Annotated in this window: 13 protein-coding genes; 7 read left to right on the top strand and 6 right to left on the bottom strand. The window is 36.5% G+C overall.

Annotation, left to right across the window (positions count from 1 at the left end):
- Nucleotides 1–13: 13 nt before the first annotated feature.
- The 4 genes from ACPF63_RS14415 to ACPF63_RS14400 all read left to right on the top strand — a co-directional run bounded on the left by ACPF63_RS14415 (nucleotide 14) and on the right by ACPF63_RS14400 (nucleotide 2,299).
- Nucleotides 14–403, top strand: a complete 390-nt coding sequence (locus ACPF63_RS14415; RefSeq protein WP_426480382.1) for a hypothetical protein — start codon at nucleotides 14–16, stop codon at nucleotides 401–403.
- Between the two features lie 93 nt (nucleotides 404–496).
- On the top strand, nucleotides 497–1,129 hold the full coding sequence (locus tag ACPF63_RS14410; RefSeq protein ID WP_426483222.1) for an RHS repeat-associated core domain-containing protein: 633 nt from the start codon (nucleotides 497–499) through the stop codon (nucleotides 1,127–1,129).
- A 42-nt stretch (nucleotides 1,130–1,171) separates the two neighbouring features.
- Nucleotides 1,172–1,528 (top strand): hypothetical protein, encoded by a 357-nt coding sequence (locus ACPF63_RS14405; RefSeq protein WP_426480381.1) that lies wholly within the window; start codon nucleotides 1,172–1,174, stop codon nucleotides 1,526–1,528.
- Nucleotides 1,529–1,534: 6 nt separating this feature from the next.
- Nucleotides 1,535–2,299, top strand: a complete 765-nt coding sequence (locus ACPF63_RS14400; RefSeq protein WP_426480380.1) for a hypothetical protein — start codon at nucleotides 1,535–1,537, stop codon at nucleotides 2,297–2,299.
- A 125-nt stretch (nucleotides 2,300–2,424) separates the two neighbouring features.
- Here ACPF63_RS14400 and ACPF63_RS14395 read toward each other — a convergent pair whose 3' ends face one another.
- The gene (locus ACPF63_RS14395) at nucleotides 2,425–3,654 is read right to left on the bottom strand and encodes an aminotransferase class I/II-fold pyridoxal phosphate-dependent enzyme (protein ID WP_077415348.1); all 1,230 of its coding nucleotides are present in this window, start codon (nucleotides 3,652–3,654) and stop codon (nucleotides 2,425–2,427) included.
- A gap of 157 nt (nucleotides 3,655–3,811) precedes the next feature.
- Here ACPF63_RS14395 and ACPF63_RS14390 point away from each other — a divergent pair, with 157 nt between their 5' ends.
- Nucleotides 3,812–4,270 (top strand): Lrp/AsnC family transcriptional regulator, encoded by a 459-nt coding sequence (locus ACPF63_RS14390; protein ID WP_426480379.1) that lies wholly within the window; start codon nucleotides 3,812–3,814, stop codon nucleotides 4,268–4,270.
- 14 nt (nucleotides 4,271–4,284) lie between these two features.
- Here ACPF63_RS14390 and ACPF63_RS14385 read toward each other — a convergent pair whose 3' ends face one another.
- The 5 genes from ACPF63_RS14385 to ACPF63_RS14365 form a co-directional block, all read right to left on the bottom strand.
- Nucleotides 4,285–5,016: a hypothetical protein gene (locus tag ACPF63_RS14385; protein ID WP_077415344.1), complete on the bottom strand. Its 732-nt coding sequence runs from the start codon at nucleotides 5,014–5,016 to the stop codon at nucleotides 4,285–4,287.
- A gap of 18 nt (nucleotides 5,017–5,034) precedes the next feature.
- Complete coding sequence (locus tag ACPF63_RS14380; protein ID WP_426480378.1) at nucleotides 5,035–6,138, bottom strand: serine hydrolase domain-containing protein; 1,104 nt, start codon at nucleotides 6,136–6,138, stop codon at nucleotides 5,035–5,037.
- A 217-nt stretch (nucleotides 6,139–6,355) separates the two neighbouring features.
- The gene (locus tag ACPF63_RS14375; protein WP_077415340.1) at nucleotides 6,356–7,384 is read right to left on the bottom strand and encodes a bestrophin family protein; all 1,029 of its coding nucleotides are present in this window, start codon (nucleotides 7,382–7,384) and stop codon (nucleotides 6,356–6,358) included.
- A 207-nt stretch (nucleotides 7,385–7,591) separates the two neighbouring features.
- The gene (locus ACPF63_RS14370; RefSeq protein WP_426480377.1) at nucleotides 7,592–9,664 is read right to left on the bottom strand and encodes an alpha-ketoacid dehydrogenase subunit alpha/beta; all 2,073 of its coding nucleotides are present in this window, start codon (nucleotides 9,662–9,664) and stop codon (nucleotides 7,592–7,594) included.
- A gap of 75 nt (nucleotides 9,665–9,739) precedes the next feature.
- Nucleotides 9,740–11,881 (bottom strand): S8 family peptidase, encoded by a 2,142-nt coding sequence (locus ACPF63_RS14365; RefSeq protein WP_426480376.1) that lies wholly within the window; start codon nucleotides 11,879–11,881, stop codon nucleotides 9,740–9,742.
- Between the two features lie 262 nt (nucleotides 11,882–12,143).
- Between ACPF63_RS14365 and dnaE the strand changes: the two genes are divergently transcribed.
- Both dnaE and ACPF63_RS14355 read left to right on the top strand, forming a co-directional pair.
- Complete coding sequence (dnaE, locus tag ACPF63_RS14360; protein ID WP_426480375.1) at nucleotides 12,144–16,811, top strand: DNA polymerase III subunit alpha; 4,668 nt, start codon at nucleotides 12,144–12,146, stop codon at nucleotides 16,809–16,811.
- A 341-nt stretch (nucleotides 16,812–17,152) separates the two neighbouring features.
- Nucleotides 17,153–20,431: a fibronectin type III domain-containing protein gene (locus ACPF63_RS14355; RefSeq protein WP_426480374.1), complete on the top strand. Its 3,279-nt coding sequence runs from the start codon at nucleotides 17,153–17,155 to the stop codon at nucleotides 20,429–20,431.
- Nucleotides 20,432–20,507 lie beyond the last annotated feature (76 nt).

Genomic DNA, 20,507 nt, shown 5'->3' with positions numbered 1-20,507 from the left:
AAATTTAATAAATATGAAAAAAAGTATAAGTTTAATTTTATTACCACTTCTATTTTCATGTCAAAATATTAGTAGTGAAGATATGTATGGAAAATATTCGCCAGTATCATATAAAAATACATATGATACCCTGACAATTCACAGAGATGGAGTGTACAATAGGGTTATTTATAATAGGGAAGGGAAAAAGTTATTGGATTACGATTCAAAATATAAAATAGATAATCAATCTATAACACTTTCAAAATTTTATCTAAATTTAGACAAAGATTTAATTGCTTTTCCAGAGGATGTAGAAGACACTAATACAACTTATATAACTTCTTTCAAAAAAAAAGATAAAAACATTTTTCTCTGCTTTGGTCATTATGGAGAAAATTGCTATCAGAAAATTATAGAATAAAAAAATACTGAGCAAAGTCCCCACTAGTGCGAGCATCTCGTTCGTTTTCAGATAATAAATTAAAACCATTGCTTTTGCAGTGGTTTTACTACTATTCTTTTATCCAAGGATAGCACAGGCGCTCCTACAATTATCGATACCAATAACTATTACCCTTTTGGGCTGAACCATATCTCAGGACCGTTCAGTACCTCTAATTTCGGAAGTTTCTACAGCTACAAATACAACGGTAAAGAGCTTCAGGAAACCGGGATGTATGATTATGGCGCCAGGATGATGATGCCTGATCTGGGAAGATGGGGTGCAATGGATGCCATGTCTGAGAAATACAGTTCATGGAGTCCTTATAACTATGCTATCAATAATCCTGTAATGGTTATTGATCCGGATGGAAATGATGTAATGTTCGTTTCGGGGGAGGCTGCACAGTTTGCCTTTAAAGCATATGTAGCAACGATGTCGACAAGTACTGAAACATCAGGTAATTATTTTACAGAGGCTAATTTTAACCAGTTCATGAATGGGGATGATGATCCTCCAGGTAATAAGCTTAGCAGGTTTAGAACAAAAACGGCAAATTGGGTTCAGGAAAATATTAGAGGTCCTTTATCTGGTTGGTTTGATAACCACACAAGAAATGCTTTTGTTCTGGATGCAGAAGAACAGGCAAGAATGGATGATCTCAGAGGTCAAATGTCAGGTTATATGCAAAGTAAAGTAGCATGAAGTATTAGATGGGGTGCAGAACATGGACTGATAGGTTCTGGAATGGGGACAGGACATGTTGGGGCAAAAGCATCAATGAGAAATAGAATAGCAAATTTTGCTGAGAGAGCAGGAATATATAGTGGACAAAAGGGACTTTCCAAAAATTCTGAAGTAATAATTGAAGGATATTATCAACAGATGAAAACTGGAAAATCTATAAATCTAGGAGGTGGTTTTTTTACAACTGATGGAAAAACAGTTGTAACTGACGGAAATCACAGAATGAATGCTGCAATCAGATATGCAATAGAAACTGGAGATATAAAATACATACAAAAAATTCTTAAAGGGGTTTCAAGACAACCAGTTGATATGAGAAATTACAATATACCAATTAAAAAATTTCTTACTAAATAATTAAATATGAGCTTAACAGTAATAGATATAGACAGCGATTATCAAAGCTTAATTGACAATAAAGAATTTACTGCGGTGAATTTTCCTATTAAAAGTGCCGTTAAAATTTTTGGTAATAGTTATGACAAACTAAGAGGTAAGGATAAATTAAAACTTGAAATTGAAAATATAATAGGCTTTAAAGACGATCGCCTAAATTCTTGTTCAGCAATAGAAAATTTTCTGGTTTTTACTTATTATTTATTAAAAGAAAATAACAAGTTGGTTGTCTTTACGGCTGGATTATCTTATACTTCTATTGACTACTATATTAAAATAATGGAAATTATTCTGTCTAAATTGGATAATCGTACATTGTGCGTTGTCAAAAATTTCATTGATATTAATGAATCTCAATTAACTGATCTCTATATACACATTAATAAAATCGAAAAAGAAATGATACATGATTTCATGAAAAATTGGTTAATCGGATTTAAACCTAAAGCTGAATTTTTTAGATATCCCCAGTATTTTGGAAAAATAGAGTTTGAAACTGATGATTATTTTGCGATGCTTTCGTTTATTTTATCTCAACCAAACAGGGAATATGATTTCTATTTTATAAATAAAAGTAATTCTCAATACCCTAAAGGAATGATTCTTATGAATGATAATTCCTTGTATTTAGGAATTGGGGTAAATTCAATAAATGAAAAATATTTAATTGATAAACTATCTGAAGAGTATCGGCAAGCTCCCATTATTTGTAAGGGTACTTTACCTTATTAGATCTGCATGCCTAGGTGAGCCATCTTGGTCGTGCCCATAGAAAATGAATCACGTTTCAGACATGTTGATTCTTTAAAATAAAAAAGGCTGTTTCAATTTGAAACAGCCTTTTTACAATAATAAATTTAGGATATAGAAATGTTTTCATGGTGGTTGAGAACACCTACTTTCAGCATACACTCCTTCATTTTATGGTACGTTCTTTTAATATCGTGGTCAAGACCGATGGAGAATCTGATCAGTCCGTCTGAAATACCTATGGAAGCTCTTTCTTCTTCCGGAATTTCAGATGAGGTAGATTTTCCTGAGCATGAGAATAAGGTTTTATAGAACCCTAAGCTTACTGCAAGATAACCCAGGTTTTCTGTCTGCATCAGCTCCATCAACTCGTTGGCTTTTTCTGTGGTTCCGGCATCCAGCGTCAGTAATCCGCCGTATCCGTATTCTTCATGAAGCATGCTCTTCATTAATTCATGATTTTTATGGGATGGTAATCCAGGGTAAGATACCTTTAAGCCGTCTTTTTCAAATCTTTCAGCAAGATACATGGCATTGTGGCTATGCTGTTTGATTCTGATGTGGAGTGTTCTCAGATTTTTTAAAATGCTTGATGATCTTAAGCTGTCCATCGTTGGTCCTAGAAGCATACAAGCCCCGGAATTGACATTTTTGGTATCATCAATAAATGCCTGCGTTGCACAATATACACCTCCTACGGTATCACTGCTTCCGTTGATAAACTTCGTCAGACTATGAATCACAACATCTGCCCCAAATAACGTCGGAGAGATCGAAAGAGGAGAGAAGGTATTGTCTACAATCAGTTTCAGGTTGTGTTTTTTACAGATTTCAGAAAGTTTTCTAAGGTCTGCCACTTCAAGAAGCGGGTTGCTCACACTTTCGCAGTAAATCACTTTAGTATTGGGAGTAATTGCTTTTTCTATAGACTCAAAATTGTTGATATCAACAAAGCTGGTTGCTACATTAAACTGAGGCATGAAGTTTTTAAGAAAAGCATAAGTTCCTCCGTAGATGGTTCTGCTTGAAATAATATGGTCTCCACTTTTGCATACCTGCATCAGAACGGAAGTGATAGCTCCCATTCCGGATGCTGTAACGTTGGCAGATTCCGTGTTTTCCATCTTGGCAAGAGCCTGAGCCAGATAAAGGTTCATAGGGGATGAATGTCTGGAATATAAATAGCATCCCTCCGCATTTCCTTCAAAAGTATCAAACATGGTCTTTGCAGAAAGGAATGTATAAGTAGAGCTATCTGAGATAGAAGGATTTACTCCTCCGAATTCACCAAAATACTGAAGATCCTGGATCTCGTTGGCTGCGTTAAAGTCTTCCATAAATATTGTTTTTATTTTATTGTTCCAATTTGCATTAATTTGCTAATTATTACAACATAAATTTGAATTTATAGAATATAAAACTGTAAAATATTGTTTATTTAGAAAAAATATTTAGTATCTTCGATATTATTAAACTTTTACAAAAAAAATATCTATGGAACTTGACGAAACTGACAAAAAACTTTTATCTTTTTTACAGGAAGACTGCAAACAAACCACCAAAGAACTGTCCGGGAAGCTTGGATTATCTGTTACAGCTGTTTATGAACGTGTGAAAAAGCTTGAAAATGCAGGCGTCATTTCAAAATATGTAGCCTTGCTGGACAAAAGCAAAGTTAAGAAAAATTTTATCGTCCTGTGTCATGTCAAATTAAGCCAGCATAAAAAAGAATTTGTATTGCAGTTTGAAAAGGAGGTGATGGATCTGCAGGAGGTTACAGAATGTTTTCATGTAAGTGGAGATTATGATTATATCCTTAAAATAGGGGTGAAAGATATTGAAGATTACCGCAGCTTTATGCTGACGAAACTGACAACGCTTCAGCACATCGCAAGCACGCACAGTTCATTTATGATTTCCGAAGTAAAAAACACAACGGCGATCATATTGTAGATCCCTAAGCCGGCTCATATTGTTTTTTCATTAATAAAAAAATTAACTGTTTCCGGCTGCTGTATAAGTTGATCAACGTAAGTTTTTAGTGTTTCAGAAGTCAGATCGGTTGTATTGTTGATCTGCATGCTTCGTAAGCTTCCGTCTTTCTGAGGGGCAATCAAAATGATATTGCCGTATTTCAGATGATAAAGTTTCATATTCACAATCGCAAAATCTTCCTTTTCAAGAGTGGTGAAGGCAGAGAAATCGATTCTGTTATTGGAAGTCTTTACAAATCCCTGTCCGATCACATCCGGAAAATTCCTGGAAACAATATTCATTTTACTTGAGGTATATTCTTTATCATCAATAAAATCTGTAAGAACCAGTATGGTGAAAAAGACTCTGTCTTTATTTTTAACCTTATGTGAGTTTAAAGCATTCCAGTTGTTTTCTACAAAGCTTGTATATACAATTCTTTTGTTCTGCAGTTTTAAGCCGAAAAAATTCCCCAGTGTTCCCACTCCTTTAAAACCGCCTTTCTGAATGCTGTCATAGATGGGATAGGGAAAAACACCATATGTAAAAGGTCCTGAATCTTTACCGGTTACTTTCAGTTCTTCTTCCATTCTTTTAAAATCCAAATCTTGATTCTGATTCTGAACTTTCAGCTGTTTATCTCTTACCTTTTGAATGTTTTCACTGGATTGTGCGAATGACAGGCTTGCAATGAAGGCTAAAGTAAGGGTTAAATGGAGTTTCATATTAATAGCTATTGGTTTTTATAAGTTCTTATTGGTTTCGGTTTCCTTTTGTGTTATTTTATCAATGAAATAATGAAGTCTTTTAATATCAGATCTGCCTTTGTTTTTATCATTCAAAAAACAAGTGGTTACGATCACCATTTTTAAATCAGGAATAACACAGATAAGCTGGCCGCCATAACCTGTTGCTACGAATGCCTGGTGGCCGTTGGTTTTTCTCCGCCACCAGTAATAACCATATCCGTTGGCATTGGGCATTACATCCCATGAATCCAGCTTTACCTGTTCAGAAGTAGATTCCTGAATCCATTTTGATGAGACAATCTGTTTGCCACCAAGTTTTCCGTTGTTAAGAATCATAGAACCGAATTTCAACATATCTTCAGGTTTCATAAAGAGTTCAGACCCTGCCAAATTTCTGTTCATGGAATCTGTGTCCCATCGGGTAACATTCATTTTTAAAGGTCTGAAAAGATTTTCAGTCGCAAATTGTTTCAGGTTGGTCTTTACAATTTTTGCCAATGCAGCTCCAAAAAGATGAGATTCACCACTATTGTAGTTGAATACAGTACCCGGATATTCTTCGAAAGGCAGATCCAGAACAAACTTTACAGGATCACCCGAAAACGACATGGCTGTTGATATTTTTGAATTCTCAATCCAGTCGAAACCACCCTGCATGGTCAGGATATTCTTTAATGTTAACGTATTTCTGATAGAATCATGAAGAACTTTCCCTTCAATATTGGAAATGTTTTTAAAACTGCTTCTTGAAACATTGTATTCCGGAAGGATTTTTAAAACCGGAGTATTGAGATTGGGCAGTAAGTTTTTATCTTTTGCGATACCTGCCAGAACAGATACGATGCTTTTGGTAACAGATTTTACGCTGAAGACAGTTTCTTTATTGGCTCCGTGAAAATACTGTTCATACATGATCCTGCTGTCCTGAGAAACGATAAAAGATCCCAGAGACGGAATACTGTCATTGATTTCCCGGGTGAATTTGTCTGTAAATTCTTTAGGTAATTCTTTGTTGAAAGCTGCCTGTGATTTTACTTTAGAACAGAATAAGGTAAGACATAAAATTGCCAAAACCTGCAGTACTTGCTTGGATCTCATTGTTTAAAAAGAAGGGATAAATTATTAGCTGGTGAAAGTATAAGTTAAAATCTGTCCGAAACAGAACCGTGATTCAATTTTGGACAGATTTCAGCTGATGTTTCAATTCCTCTAAATTATGAAAAACAATGATCTTTTAAATATGTTTTAAAGAATATTTTTAATTTTTTTTTGAATGATTTTCAGGGTCTGACAGATGGCTCTTTTAAGAAAGAAATTAAACCAACACTCCGTTTTTAGAAGAAATAGGATCAGGGAGATCTGTTTCTCCGCTCATCTGAAGAAGGTCTATTTCAATCGTTCTGCAGATAGAAAGCATAGGTACATCAAACATCAATCCTGCAAATGGGTTTTCAGAATAGTCTCCCACCAGTTCCATAATGATGTAGATCCATCCGATAATGATACAGAACGGAATAGAAGTCCAGATTCCCCAATCGCCAAGTTTCGCAAACTCATTGACTAATCCTAGCGGAAGAAGCATGATAAAAAGAATATTAAAAACAAAGGCTGTGCTGGCAAATTGTCTTGGAGAAGGAAATTTTTTGATTCTTTCTGCCTGTCCCTGAAAATTATAGAATTCATTCAGGGCGTTCTGCAGCTGAGTTTGGTTGAATTCTGTAATCGCACCCATATTTTTAAGTTCATTGATGTCTTTTGCCTGTTGAGCAGTCAGGTAGGTAGCAAAGTTTTTATAATCATTCTTAAGATCATATTCTTCCTCCGAAAGGTATTTGTGGAGGAAAATAGGGGCTCTTCCGTAATCAGGGAATCCAGCTTTGATCAATCTGTTTCTTCTCAGATTGATATTCCCGAATTTCTTTTCTGTACTGATATGTTCCCATTCTGTAGGAACCAAAAGTTGTTCACGGAAAGTATACAACCATGCAATATGACGATAAACAATTCTTTTTTTACGGTCTTCAAGATCAAAAACGCCAATTCCTTCATTTTTGGTATCAAAAGCATACACCATAGAAGCAAATGAACGGCTTGAATTCACAATACCACCCCAGATTTTTCTGGCTTCCCAAAGTCTGTCATAAGCCTGGTTATTTTTAAAACCCACAAGAAATGCCTCTGCTGTACCAATCAGTGCTACAGGAACCCAGGGAATTGTCATCCAGTGCCAGTTGAAGAAGTAAAAGAAAACAGCAATCAATGTACACCAGATAGAGATTAAGATAAGATGTATACCGGCCAGATTGAGAACCTGTTTATAATTGACGTATTTGGTTGTGATCATAAAGATAGATGTGTTTTGCGTGTAGAGACAAAATAAATACCAAACTATGATGGGTTTTGTTTTGTAATGCCTGTCAGGTAATGGATAATCAGGTTTTCTTGGTTTATAATAGTCTAGGGTTGAGAATGATAATCTTAAATAAATGTAGTGAAAAAATTGCATAAAAAAACCTCTAAAAATTTTTAGAGGTTTTAAGTTGATATAAAATTAATATTTCAGCATTTCTTCAATCTTATTGCTGAGCTTTTCAGCATTGGGAAGCATTTCTTTTTCCAGGATCAGATTGATTGGTACAGCAGGTACATCCAGTGATCCCATGGTTTCTACCGGTGCATCAAGATATTTGAAGCAGTTTTTGGAAATACGGTGGGCAAAAGCTTCTGCAAAAGAGTTATTAAGCTGTTCTTCAGTGAGAACGATACATTTTCCATGCGCTTTTACTCTTTCAAAAACAAGTTCTTCATCAAGAGGAATTAATGTTCTTAAATCAATCACCTCAATTCTTCCATTGAAATTCTTAGCGGCTTCTTTAGCCCAGTAAACACCCATTCCGTAAGTAACCACTAATAAAGTTCTGCCTTTTTCAGTTTCATCTTTATCTGCTTCGATGATTACTTTTCCTTTTCCAAACGGAAGTACATAGTCTTCAGCAGGTTCTATTGTTTTCGCATCTTCAGTTCCCGGAACTTTACTCCAGTATAATCCTTTGTGCTCCAGCATTACTACCGGATTCGGATCGTAATAAGCTGCTTTTAACAGACCTTTAAAGTCTGCTGCATTACTTGGATATGCTATTTTGATTCCTTTGATATTGGCTAAAATACTTTCAACACTTCCACTGTGGTAAGGACCACCGCCTCCGTATGCTCCGATTGGAACACGGATAATGTTGCTTACAGGGAATTTTCCACCACTTAAATAGTTGGATTTTGAAATCTCTGTAATTAGCTGGTTGATTCCCGGATAAATATAATCTGCAAACTGAACCTCAACGATTGGTTTTAGTCCTACAGCACTCATTCCGGCTGTAGATCCAATGATATAAGCTTCCTGAATTGCTGTATTGAATACCCTTTTGCTTCCGAATTTCTTTCCTAAAGTTACTGTTTCACGGAAAACCCCACCGATTCTTTCTCCTACATCCTGTCCGTAAAGAAGAGCTTCAGGGTGTTTCCACATCAATTCCTGTATCGCGTGGATGGCAGCATCTACCATCACAATTTTTTCTCCGTTGGCAGGTTCACGTGTTCCTGCTTCTTCCGTAATAGGAGTAGGGGCAAAAACATGCTGCATTACAGATTCTGGCTTCGGGTCTTCAGCGTTTTTAGCTCTTTCAAAAGCTTCTTCAGCTTCCAGGCGGGCCTTTTTTGTGATCTGCTTTAAAAGATCTTCATCAGTACCTGTTTCCAGTAAATGTTTTCTAAGGATTTCTCCCGGATCTTTAGCTCTGTGTTTAGTTAAATCTTCTTCGTCTCTATAGAATTCTCTTCTTACTCCGGAAGTATGATGCCCGATTAAAACAGTTTTTGCACAAACGACTAAAGGTTTTCTTTCCGTTCTTACAAAATCTACAGCTTTTTTCATCGCTTCGAAACTTTCCACGAAATCTGTTCCGTCTACTCTCATTCTGCTTAATCCGGTGAATCCGGCAACAAAATCATAGGCATCGCAGGTTCTCGCTTCATCCTTCGTTACAGAAATTCCCCATTCATTATCCTGTACAAGGAAAATGATAGGAAGCTGATGTAAAGCGGCAAACTGTAAAGCCTCACTCACTTCACCTTCTGTAACAGAATTGTCTCCAAGGCTGCAGACAACAACAGGGTTATTTTCGAACTCCTGAAGATTGAAATCCTGTATGTATTTGATTCCCTGAGCGACTCCTGTAGTAGGAATGGTTTGCATTCCGGTTGCGGAACTCTGGTGAACAATTTTGGGTTTGTTTTCATCCCTGCTTGAAGGATGGGAATAATAAGATCTTCCTCCTGAAAAAGGATCATCAGCTTTAGCCAGTAATTGAAGCATCAATTGATAAGGCTCAAAACCAATTCCCAAAAGAATACTTTCGTCTCTGTAATAAGGAGAAACCCAGTCTTCTTTCTTTAGCTGATAAGCTGTTGCAAGCTGAATGGCTTCATGGCCTCTTGAAGTACTATGAACATATTTACAGATATTTCTGTTTTCTTCGTAAATATCGGCCATTGCTTTGGCCAGCATCATATGATTATACGCTTTGAGCAATATATCCTGAGAAACTTTTTCGTGAAGTGCATTTTCCATAGGAAGCAAATATACACAAAAAAACAAAATACTAACAACTGTTAGTATTTTGTATAAAATCTTTGTAGATATAGGTTATTCCTTGATCACTTTTTTAGAAATAACATCTTTGTCTGTTTTTACTTCAATGATGTAAATTCCTTTTGTATATGTGGATAAATCTATCTGTTCTTTATCATTGTTGATGATTCCGTTTTGTAGTTTTTTACCTGTAAGATCATATACATTGAAAGTAGATTTTTTAGGTGCTTTCAGGATGTTTGTAAAGTCCTTTGTAACTGTAGGTGCTATTGCCAGATTATTAAGAGGATTTGCAGCTTCTCTGGTTCCTAATAACTCGGTAAACCCTGTTGTGATAATAGAGTAGTTTTGAGGAGCATTTCCGCCTGCATTGTTTTTAAGTATCCCTTTATTTGTGATCTCTATTTTATAAGTTCTTCCGGCAACCGGAGTATCAATCACAACCTGTTCAACATTATCTACGGTATTATCTCCTTTAGTAGCCGGAGTCATTGGGTTGTTGGCATCCAGTTTCCATGGGTAATAAACAGTATTGGTAGTAGTGTCTGTGATTTTTAGATCCAGGTCATTAATCAGTTTGGAACCTCTGTTATTGTAAATATTATTCCATTGATTGGTAAAGTTGGTGAACTCAGGATCTACCCATGATATGGTAACTTTTAACGGCTCTGAGCCTGATGCTTTTACTGTTTTTACATTGGCAACTCCGCTGTTTAATGTTTCATCATTAAAGATAATACTGTTGTTGGATTTCCCTACAAGAAGTTCTGCTCCTTTTTTTGCATCAATAAATCCCCAGCCAAATTGTGGGTCAGGGCCTATATTTCCTGCTTCTTTTGCTGAGTGTACCATTAAGGTTTTTGCCGATGCAGCATTTAATAAACTTCCGGAAAATAGTTGTTTGTTAATCTGTATCCAAAGTCCAATAATACCTGTCACAACAGGTGCAGAATAAGAAGTTCCGTCTCCTATATCGATCTTGCTGCCTCCTGTAGCATTATTGTCTGTCCATGCACTGGCAACACTTGTTCCTACAGCGGTAATATCCGGTTTGATACCTCCGTCGTCTCTTGGTCCGGCACTGCTGTAAGAGGAATGAATAACATCTGAAGAACTTGTGTATCTTCCGTCATTAGTTGTAATTCTATCTGCTGCTGCCACAACGATAATGTTTTTTCCGAGAGACCCAATCCCTATACAGTCATATCCCTGTGCACAATTGTTTTGAGGTAATGTATCAGTTGCTGTGAATTCAACTAAATTTCCCGAATTATCTTTATAATACTTTTTATAAGTGCTTGTATCAGCGCTAGGCCCTTCACCAAATGAGTTTCCTGCAGATTTTACGATGATATATGAGGGGTTGTTGTATACAATCTGGTCATAGTCACGATCATTCGTATGATAAGTTCCCTGAGCATCAAAGGTATTATTTGGGCTTGAAAACGCCCCATTCCATACCCATGAAGGTTCATTATTAATCAGCTGGGGGTCAGCCCATCCCTGATTGGTTCCGTAAGAATGATTGGAAATGTTAGGTTGAGCCGTTGTAATTTTTTGAAATACTGTTTTTGGGGTAGTTTCGCCGTCCAGAACAGAAGTTCCAAAAGCATAGGCATCTATAGTAGAATTAGGTGCAATTCCTTTGAAATTAACCTGTCTTGTTGTACCATTCGTAAATGTTACGGTATATGGGTAATTTTTTGCTCCTATAAAACTGGAAACAGCTGTTGCATGGTCGCCATAATTGACAGTGCTGCTTTCTTTATTCGTTATTCTATTCGGTAAATTGTTAAAAAAAACGTGACCAGCAAATACTCTTGCTACACCGGATGAGGTGCTTCCGTCGAAAATAGTGAACTTAATACCTTCGCCGTTAAAAGATCCCGTTAAACCTGTAATAGTTCCTCCCTGTAAAAAATCAGAATTGGAGTTTTTAATCTGATCCATGTCATGAGCTTGAAAAAAATAGGGTCTGTTATCAGGTAAAAACCCTGCCAGATTGGTTCTTTGCTGCTCAATCTCTTTTAAAACCTCAGGAGTTTTGTTAGAGCCATATCGTTTAGATACATAAGAATCAAACCTTTCATTGTTGTCTATTCTTTGGCGTTCTAATTGACTGTTTAATTCTTCATTGTTTTGCGCACTTGCTAATGTAATAACCAATGTGCTGATTAAAAGTAATTGTTTCTTCATTTTTGAGTAATAAATTATAAAAATTCTAGTTAGTCAAATTTATATCAAAAAACTGATAACTAGTTAGTTTTGGTAGATAATTCTAATTTTTTTAATAATATTTTAATATTTTATTTCATTCTTGTTTGAGTTGTTTATTTTTTTAATAAAATGCAATGATTTTGTTGTTGTGAATAGGGTTTATTCTTTATGTTTAGTATAAACTAATTGGAAAAAATGGAGTAACTTTACATTCTCTTTTATAAAAAAGTTAGAACATTATATGTATTTAATTTTTGACACAGAAACAACAGGTTTACCAAAAAATTTCAACGCTCCGCTTTCAGATTCGGAAAACTGGCCAAGAATGGTTCAGATAGCATGGCAGGTACACGATGATGACGGAAATTTAGTTGAAAACCAGGATTATATAATAAAGCCTGAAGGATATGATATTCCCTTCAATGCAGCCCGTATTCACGGAATTACAACGAAAATTGCCAATGAAGAAGGCCGTGACCTTGAAGAAGTTTTAAATGAATTTGCTGAAGTCTTAGATAGAGTAAGAGTCGTTTCCGGACACAATGTGGAATTCGATTACAATATCGTTGGAGCAGAGTTTTACAGAAAAAATCTTAAAGATAATCTACAGGAAAAACCCAAAGCGGATACCATGATTTTGGGAACCGACTTCTGTCAGCTAGGCGGAGGAAGGGGAGGAAGATATAAATCTCCGAAACTTGAAGAACTTTATGAAAAGCTTTATGGAAGCAAATTTGATGAGGCACATAATGCTGCTGCCGACGTAAATGCTACGGCAAGAGCTTTTTTTGAAATGATAAGAATTGGAGTTGTTCCCGCGGAAACATTAAAGATTTCTGAGGATCAGCTGACGTATTTCAACAGCCTTTATCCCGATCCGATAAAACCTTTCAATATTGTTATCAGAAGGCAGGTTGCAGATTTTCATAATAAGAAAAAGCAGCAGGATTTCGGAAGTGTTGATGAAATTGATCTGGGTAAATATTTCAATTTTGACAATCACAGTGTTTTCTCAACATTAATGGCGACTTCCAGCATTAATGATTTAATTAAAAAAGCTACGGATGACAATTTCCCTGCCGTTGGAATGGTGGATTTGGGAAATATGATGGGTGCCTTTAAATTTGTTTCAGCAATTGAAGGTGCAAATGGTGACAGAGCAAAAAAACATAAAGAATATTTAGCAAAAAAGCAGGAAGCAGAAGAAAACGGAGAAGAATTTAATGAGGCTGAGCCTGTTTCAGAACCTTTAATTCCTGTTGTAGGCTGTGAATTTTATATTTCAGACCGTTACGAACAGAAGCAGTTTACCAAAGATGATCCTGACAGAAGAACGCAGGTGGTTTTATTAGCGAAAGATTTTGAAGGATATAAAAACCTGGCAAAACTTTCAAGTATCGGATTCTTAAAAGGATTTTATTTTGGAGTTCCAAGGATCAGCCGTGAATTGATTGCTGAATATAAAAAGGGTTTAATTGCTCTGACTTCCGGAATTCTGGGAGATATTCCGGATGCTATTTTAAATACCGGTGAGCAAAAAGGGGAGGAGCTTTTCAAATGGTGGAAAGATACTTTTGAAGATGACTTTTATGTTCAGATTCAAAATCATAAACTGCCTGAAGAAGAGCATTTAAATGATGTTTTACTGCATTTTGCAGATAAATATAATGTTAAGATTTTAGCCCAGAACGAAACTTTTTATACCAATAAAGACGATTCTAATATTCAGGATATTGTAAGCTGTATTAAAGACGGAGAAAAATTGACAACTCCTGTCGGAAAAGGCTTTGGAAAGAGAAGAGGATTAGCTACAGGAGAATATTATATCAAAAATTCTGATGAAATAAAAGAAGCTTTTCTGGCGTATCCTGATGCTTTTGATGCGTATGAAGAATTCACTGCAAAATTTAAGCCTTATACATTAAAAAGAGACGTTCTACTTCCAAAATTCGATATTCCGGAAGAATTTATTCATGCTGAAGATGATATTGATGGAGGGAAACGTGGTGAAATGGCATATTTGACGCATTTAACATATGAAGGAGCGAAAAAAAGATATGCAGATACCGGAATCACAGCCGAAATTAAAGAACGTTTAGATTTTGAACTGGAAGTAGTTGCTAACACAGGATATCCAGGTTATTTCCTGATTGTGCAGGATTTTTGTAATGAAGCAAGAAAAATGGGGGTTTGGGTTGGTCCCGGCCGTGGTTCTGCTGCAGGTTCTGCCGTAGCATATTGTACAGGAATTACCAATGTGGATCCTATTAAATATGATTTGCTTTTTGAAAGATTTTTGAATCCGGAAAGGGTTTCCATGCCGGATATTGATATTGACTTTGATGATGAAGGCCGTGATAAAATTATCAAATGGGTAGTTGAAAAATACGGTAAAAATCAGGTAGCACAGATTATTACGTACTCTGTTTTAGGAGGAAAATCTGCGATTAAAGATGCGGGAAGAGTACTTGATGTTCCGATTCCGGATACAAATAATATTGCAAAATTAATTCCGCCAAGCCCGGGAATGAATATTGCAAAAGCTTTATCTAAATATGATAAATTAAAACCGGAAGAACAGATGCTTGTTGATGAAATGAGATATGTTCTGAATAGCCCGGATGATGCCCGTCATGACGTACTTTCAAGTGCGAAAAAAATGGAAGGCTGTATCAGGAATACAGGTATTCATGCCTGTGGGGTGATTATTACTCCGGAAGATGTAAGTAATCTTGTACCCGTAACTATTGCTGCAAAAGATGCGGATATTCTGGTTTCACAGTTTGATAACTCTGTGGCGGAAAGTGCAGGTCTTCTGAAAATGGACTTCCTGGGGTTGAGGACTTTGACGATCATTAAAGACGCATTGAAACTGGTAAAAGCAAGACATGGCTTAGACATTGATCCGGATCTTATTCCGCTTGATGATACGAAGACCTATCAATTATTTAAAGAAGGGAGGACAGTAGGGATTTTCCAGTACGAAAGTCCCGGAATGCAAAAATACATGAGGGAGCTTAAACCAACAGTTTTTGCTGACCTTATTGCAATGAATGCCCTGTATCGTCCGGGGCCGATCAAATATATTCCGAACTTCATTAATAGAAAGCACGGAATTGAAGAGATCGTTTATGACCTACCGGAAACAGAAGAATATTTAAGAGAAACATACGGGATTACCGTTTATCAGGAGCAGGTAATGCTTTTGTCCCAGAAGCTGGCTAATTTTACAAAAGGTGAAGCTGATACTTTGAGAAAAGCGATGGGTAAAAAGCAGATCGATGTCCTTAATAAAATGTACCCGAAATTCATTGAAGGAGGTAGAAAAAATAACCTGAATGAAGAAAGGCTGGAGAAAATCTGGAATGACTGGAAAGCCTTTGCGGAATATGCCTTCAATAAATCTCACTCCACTTGTTACGCATTTATTGCTTACCAGACAGCCTATCTGAAAGCCAATTATCCTGCAGAATATATGGCGAGTGTGATGAGTAATAACATTAACAATACGGATTCAATTACCATGTTTATGGAGGATTGTAAAAGTATGGGAGTGGATGTATTAGGACCGGATGTGAATGAATCTCAATATAAATTCTCTGTAAACGAAAAAGGACAGATCCGTTTTGGGTTGGGAGCAATCAAAGGGATTGGAGAAGGGCCGAGTGAAGGAATTACACGGGAAAGAACGAACGGAAGATTCAAAAATATTTATGATTTTTTTGAAAGAATTCTGCCTTCGCAAATGAATAAAAGAGTAGCGGAAAGTTTGGTGCTTGCAGGGGCTTTTGATGAATTGGATTCTTTCCACAGAGGTCAATATTTTGATATTGATATGGCCGGAAGAACGAATCTTGAAAGATTGATCAGATACGGACAAAGTTTCCAGGAGAGTAAAAATGAGATGGAACATTCTCTTTTTGCGGATTTTGCAGAGGAAGTTCAGATTGAGCAGCCGAAACTGGCACCCTGCCCGGAATGGCCAAACATGCATAAACTTAATAAAGAAAAAGAAACGATCGGATTTTACCTTTCTGCACATCCGCTGGATGAATTTAAATACCAATATCAGTTTATGCAGGGACAGCTTTCCAAAAAGTCGGTGTTGGAGAAGGATGAGGAAAAAGCAGTTATAGATGAAGTTCCTATTCTTGAAAAAGACTCTATTGATGAGGTTGCGGATCTTGTGGAAATTGTTTCTGATGACATCGTTGCCGGTGAAGAGGAAGAAGTTATAGAAGAAGTTACAAAAAAAGCTGAACCGAAAGGAGTTTTTCATTTTTTGAATCTTGATGAAGTGGATGCCTATAAAGAGCAGGCTTTTGCAAATAAACAGGAAGAACTTTTTGAAGAAAAGAAAAAAGACTGGAAGACCTTACAAAAAGAAAGAGAAAACGGCGGTGGCGGAAAAGAATATACTGTTGCAGGTCTGATTACGGAATATGTGGTGAAAGATGGTTTCAGGAGCGGCGAAAAAGTAGCTTTTGTTACCCTGGAAGATTATTCGGGATCGTATTCATTCAGATTGGGAGACAGGGATTATATGAGGCTGAAGGAAAAGCTGGAGGTACAGAGGTTTGTTATTTTCAAAATAAAATTTGCTCAGGTGAAAGATGGAAGAGTCTTTGTTAATGTAAATGATGTGATAGAACTGCAGGAAGCATTTGAAAGGTTTGCCAAGAGTATATCTCTGGTCATGGACGTTATGGATGTAAGAGCTGAAGATCTGGACTTTTTCAGAACAGTACTTGATAGAAATAAAGGAAATCAAAAGCTGAAGTTCTTTATCAAAAATCTTGAGGATGATTCCCATATCGAAGTACAGTCTATGAAGCATTCGGTAGATCTGAATGGAGACTTGATTAAAGAAATCCAGCTTCTTAATAAATATGAATTTTATTTAAATTAGAAAAAAATATATAATAATATGGAGAGTGGTCAAAAGCCACTCTTTTTTTTTGTTTACATATTGAGAGTATTGATGAAAATTTATAAATAGTTTTTTGTGTTAAATAGAAAAATTTTCTGAAGTCTATTTTAATGATGTAGTAATTTAAATAATTGATTGTTAGTGTTTTGGTATTTTTCAACATATTGCGAAATAATTGTTAAAATTAAATAAACGTTTGATTTTATTGTATTTTAATGCTGTTTTTATGTGTTTTTATTTAATATTTTGTGATAATTTTTAATTTAAAATATAAATTAATATTTATACATTTACCGTCCTAACTTTTATTATTACTATTTATGAAGAGATTACTACTTTCGTGTTTAGCCTTCCTGAGTATGGGAGTCTATGCACAAACTAATGTCGCCAACTATACTTTTTCAAAAAGTAGCGGGATGACGTACACCTCAATCACGGGGGGAACAAAATTATTTCCTACCGGAACTAATACAACTTATGATAATGAGGTGTCGGCGGCAATTCCTTTATCTTCTCCCTTTACTTTCGGTGGTGTTGCAATGACAACATGTTACGTGAGTGCAAATGGGTTTATAGCTTTTGGAGCTGCACCTTCGGGGACAAACTATACACCGATGTCGAGTCTGGGATCAACGACAGGGGCGATTTCTGCTTTTGGGCAGGATGGAGGTTTTTCATCATCAGATGCAACACAGCCGATTGGAAATCATGAAGTTCGATATGAAGATCTCGGAACTGAATTTGTTGTACAATGGCAGGACCATGCTAATTACAGCAATAGATCTACTGAAAGATTAAATTTTCAGATTCGTTTGGTGTATGCTACCGGTGAAATCAAAATTATATATGGAAACTGTACGGATCCAGGAACCAGTACCTCAAATAGCACTCCTCATGTAGGAATAAGAGGAAATAGTACTACCTATGCATCCAATGTAAATTCTCTGATGATTGGCAATGTGCCGTCTGGAACTACTTGTGATTGGTCTAAAGCTGTTACGGGTAGTGCTAATAACAGTACTATGCTTTTTTCCAGTACAACAAATGCAAGTGTTAAAATCCCGGCTGGTCTGCAGTATACATGGGTACCTGGTACGCAGACACCGGTAAGAACTTTTGCTGCTGCAACTGCAATTACCAATAATGCTGCAACGGTAAATTGGACTGCTCCAACGGGTGCAACAGCCTACAATGTTCAGTACAGAGCAGTTGGAAGCTGTGATTGGACTAATCTTGTTGGTAATCCTGTTTCTGTTGCTACTGCTACCATTACGGGGCTTACTCAGAATACAACCTATCAGGTGCAGGTACAGGCTTTAAATGGTGCAGTACAATCTGTATACTCCCATATTCCAAATGCAGCCGGAACAGGAAGTGGGTATGCATCTACAGGATCTTTTACAACTACACCTAACTGTGTAAGTACAGTAACCGGCCTTTCTTCTTCTGCCTTAACTCCTGAATCTGCAACCATAAGCTGGACAGCTTCAGCAACGCCTCCAGGTAATGGATATGAATATTATTATTCTACATCTTCAGCTACGCCAATTTCAACAGTTACTCCATCAGGTTCTGTTGGTGCCGGGGTTTTAACAGCAGATTTATCAGGTTTAACTCCTTCAACTCAGTATTATTATTGGGTGAGAGGAAACTGTAATGGAACTGATAAAGGGGTGTGGTCAAGTTCAGCCAACTTCACAACTTTAGGTCTTTGTCCGACAGTTACAGCTCCGGCATCTAGTGCTACAGGAGTAAGTGTAACGCCTACAATAACATGGAATGCAATAAATGGAGCAACTGGTTACAAACTAAAAGTTGGAACAACTTCAGGAGGAAACGATATTTTAGACATGGATATCGCTGGCGGTACTAATAGTTCTTATACATTAGCTGCACCTTTAAATTTTGCTACCACTTACTATTACTCTGTTACTGCGTATACAGCGAATATTACAGGGCCGGCTACAGCATGTACAGTAAGATCTTTCCAAACAGTATGTAATTCAGTAAACCTGCCATATACTTTAGATTTTGAAAGTGTTACAACACCTGCTTTACCAATGTGTACAACTGTTATTAATAGTGGTTCAGGAAATTTATGGAAAACAGCTACGGCTCCAACTGGGTTTACCGGGAAAGTGCTTAACTATTCATATAACAGCAGTAATGCTGCCAATACGTGGTTCTTTACACAAGGGTTAAATCTTACAGCCGGAGTTAGCTATAGAATCAAATATAAATATGCAAATGCAACCGGAACAACACAATATCCTGAAAAAGTAAAAGTTGCTTACGGATCTTCGGCTACAAGTGCAGCGATGACAAATACTTTAGCTGATCATGCAAATATTACCGGTGGAACTGCTACAAATACTTTTGTAGATTTTACGCCAAATGCAACAGGGGTTTATTATTTTGGATTCCAGGCTTATTCTCTTGCTGATATGAATCAAATCTATGTGGATGATATCAATATAGATGTTACACCTACTTGTTCAGAGCCATCAGCAGTTGCTGTTTCAGCAATTACAACAAACGGTGCAAGTATTTCATGGACTGCACCAGCTACAGCTCCTGGAAGTGGTTATGAATATTATTATTCAACAAACAGTACAGCTCCTACAGCCTCTACTACAGCTTTAGGAAACAGTACTACAACTTCAGCTCCTTTATCCGGATTGTCTCCTTCTACTACTTATTATGTATGGTTGAGATCTGTTTGTAGTTCTTCTGATAAGAGTATATGGAGTATTGTTGCTACATTTAATACTCTTTGTGGAACTGTTATGGCACCTTTTACTCAAAACTTTGATAGTGGAGCAGCGCCAAACTGTTGGAATAATGTAAACCCTACAGCAACAGGTACAGATGCAAACCTTTTCTGGAAGTTCTCAGGAAATGGAGATTATGGTGCAAGTCCGGCTAATAACGGAAAAGCTGCAGGAACATATGCATGGGTAGATGCAAGCTCACCATATGCGGGAGCGGGTACAAATACTGTACAATTGGTTACTCCTTCTGTAAATTTAACAGGATTAACGGCTCCTCTTGTTTCTTTTGATTGGTTTAAAAACCATTCTATGTCAACCAGTACTACAGTTTCACCTTCTAGTTATGATAATAATAAACTTACTGTAGAGGTAAACGATGGAAATGGCTGGGTAGTGATCTTTAGTGATAATACCAACTTAAATCAATGGAGAACAGTTGCTGTTCCTTTAGCGGCTTCCTATATTGGAGCAACTATTCAGGTGAGATTTACTGTAGATAAAAACGTAAATGGTAACGGATATTTCTATGATGATCTTCTTTTAGATAATGTTGAAGTAAAACAAAATCCTAATTTGGCAACTTCTGAAACTGTCGCAAAAGACCATAAGATTAATGTATATCCTAATCCGTTTACTGAGACCTTAACAATTTCTGATGTATCCAAGGTACAATCTGTTTCAATCGTTGATGTTTCCGGAAGATTGATTAAAACAATTGAGAAACCATCTTCTGAACTTCAATTGAGAGATCTGAAAGAAGGATTGTATTTAGTAGTCTTGAATATGAAAGACGGATCTAAACAAACCGTTAAAGCAATTAAAAGATAAATAATTTCTTAAAGAAATAAGAAAAAGAGGCTGCTCAATTTGAGTAGCCTCTCTTTTTATAAATGGAATTATCTTT

This window comes from Chryseobacterium sp. R2ACT005 (assembly GCF_049949215.1).
GTDB lineage: Bacteria > Bacteroidota > Bacteroidia > Flavobacteriales > Weeksellaceae > Chryseobacterium.
Note: the sequence above shows the minus strand (reverse complement) of the source record. Positions and strands in the feature narration are given on the sequence as shown.

Coding starts and splice junctions, on each gene's coding strand:
- ACPF63_RS14415 (WP_426480382.1), top strand. CDS start 14: ATGAAAAAAAGTATAAGTTTAATTTTATTACCACTTCTATTTTCATGT.
- ACPF63_RS14405 (WP_426480381.1), top strand. CDS start 1,172: ATGGGGACAGGACATGTTGGGGCAAAAGCATCAATGAGAAATAGAATA.
- ACPF63_RS14400 (WP_426480380.1), top strand. CDS start 1,535: ATGAGCTTAACAGTAATAGATATAGACAGCGATTATCAAAGCTTAATT.
- ACPF63_RS14395 (WP_077415348.1), bottom strand. CDS start 3,654: ATGGAAGACTTTAACGCAGCCAACGAGATCCAGGATCTTCAGTATTTT.
- ACPF63_RS14390 (WP_426480379.1), top strand. CDS start 3,812: ATGGAACTTGACGAAACTGACAAAAAACTTTTATCTTTTTTACAGGAA.
- ACPF63_RS14385 (WP_077415344.1), bottom strand. CDS start 5,016: ATGAAACTCCATTTAACCCTTACTTTAGCCTTCATTGCAAGCCTGTCA.
- ACPF63_RS14380 (WP_426480378.1), bottom strand. CDS start 6,138: ATGAGATCCAAGCAAGTACTGCAGGTTTTGGCAATTTTATGTCTTACC.
- ACPF63_RS14375 (WP_077415340.1), bottom strand. CDS start 7,384: ATGATCACAACCAAATACGTCAATTATAAACAGGTTCTCAATCTGGCC.
- ACPF63_RS14370 (WP_426480377.1), bottom strand. CDS start 9,664: ATGGAAAATGCACTTCACGAAAAAGTTTCTCAGGATATATTGCTCAAA.
- ACPF63_RS14365 (WP_426480376.1), bottom strand. CDS start 11,881: ATGAAGAAACAATTACTTTTAATCAGCACATTGGTTATTACATTAGCA.
- dnaE (WP_426480375.1), top strand. CDS start 12,144: ATGTATTTAATTTTTGACACAGAAACAACAGGTTTACCAAAAAATTTC.
- ACPF63_RS14355 (WP_426480374.1), top strand. CDS start 17,153: ATGAAGAGATTACTACTTTCGTGTTTAGCCTTCCTGAGTATGGGAGTC.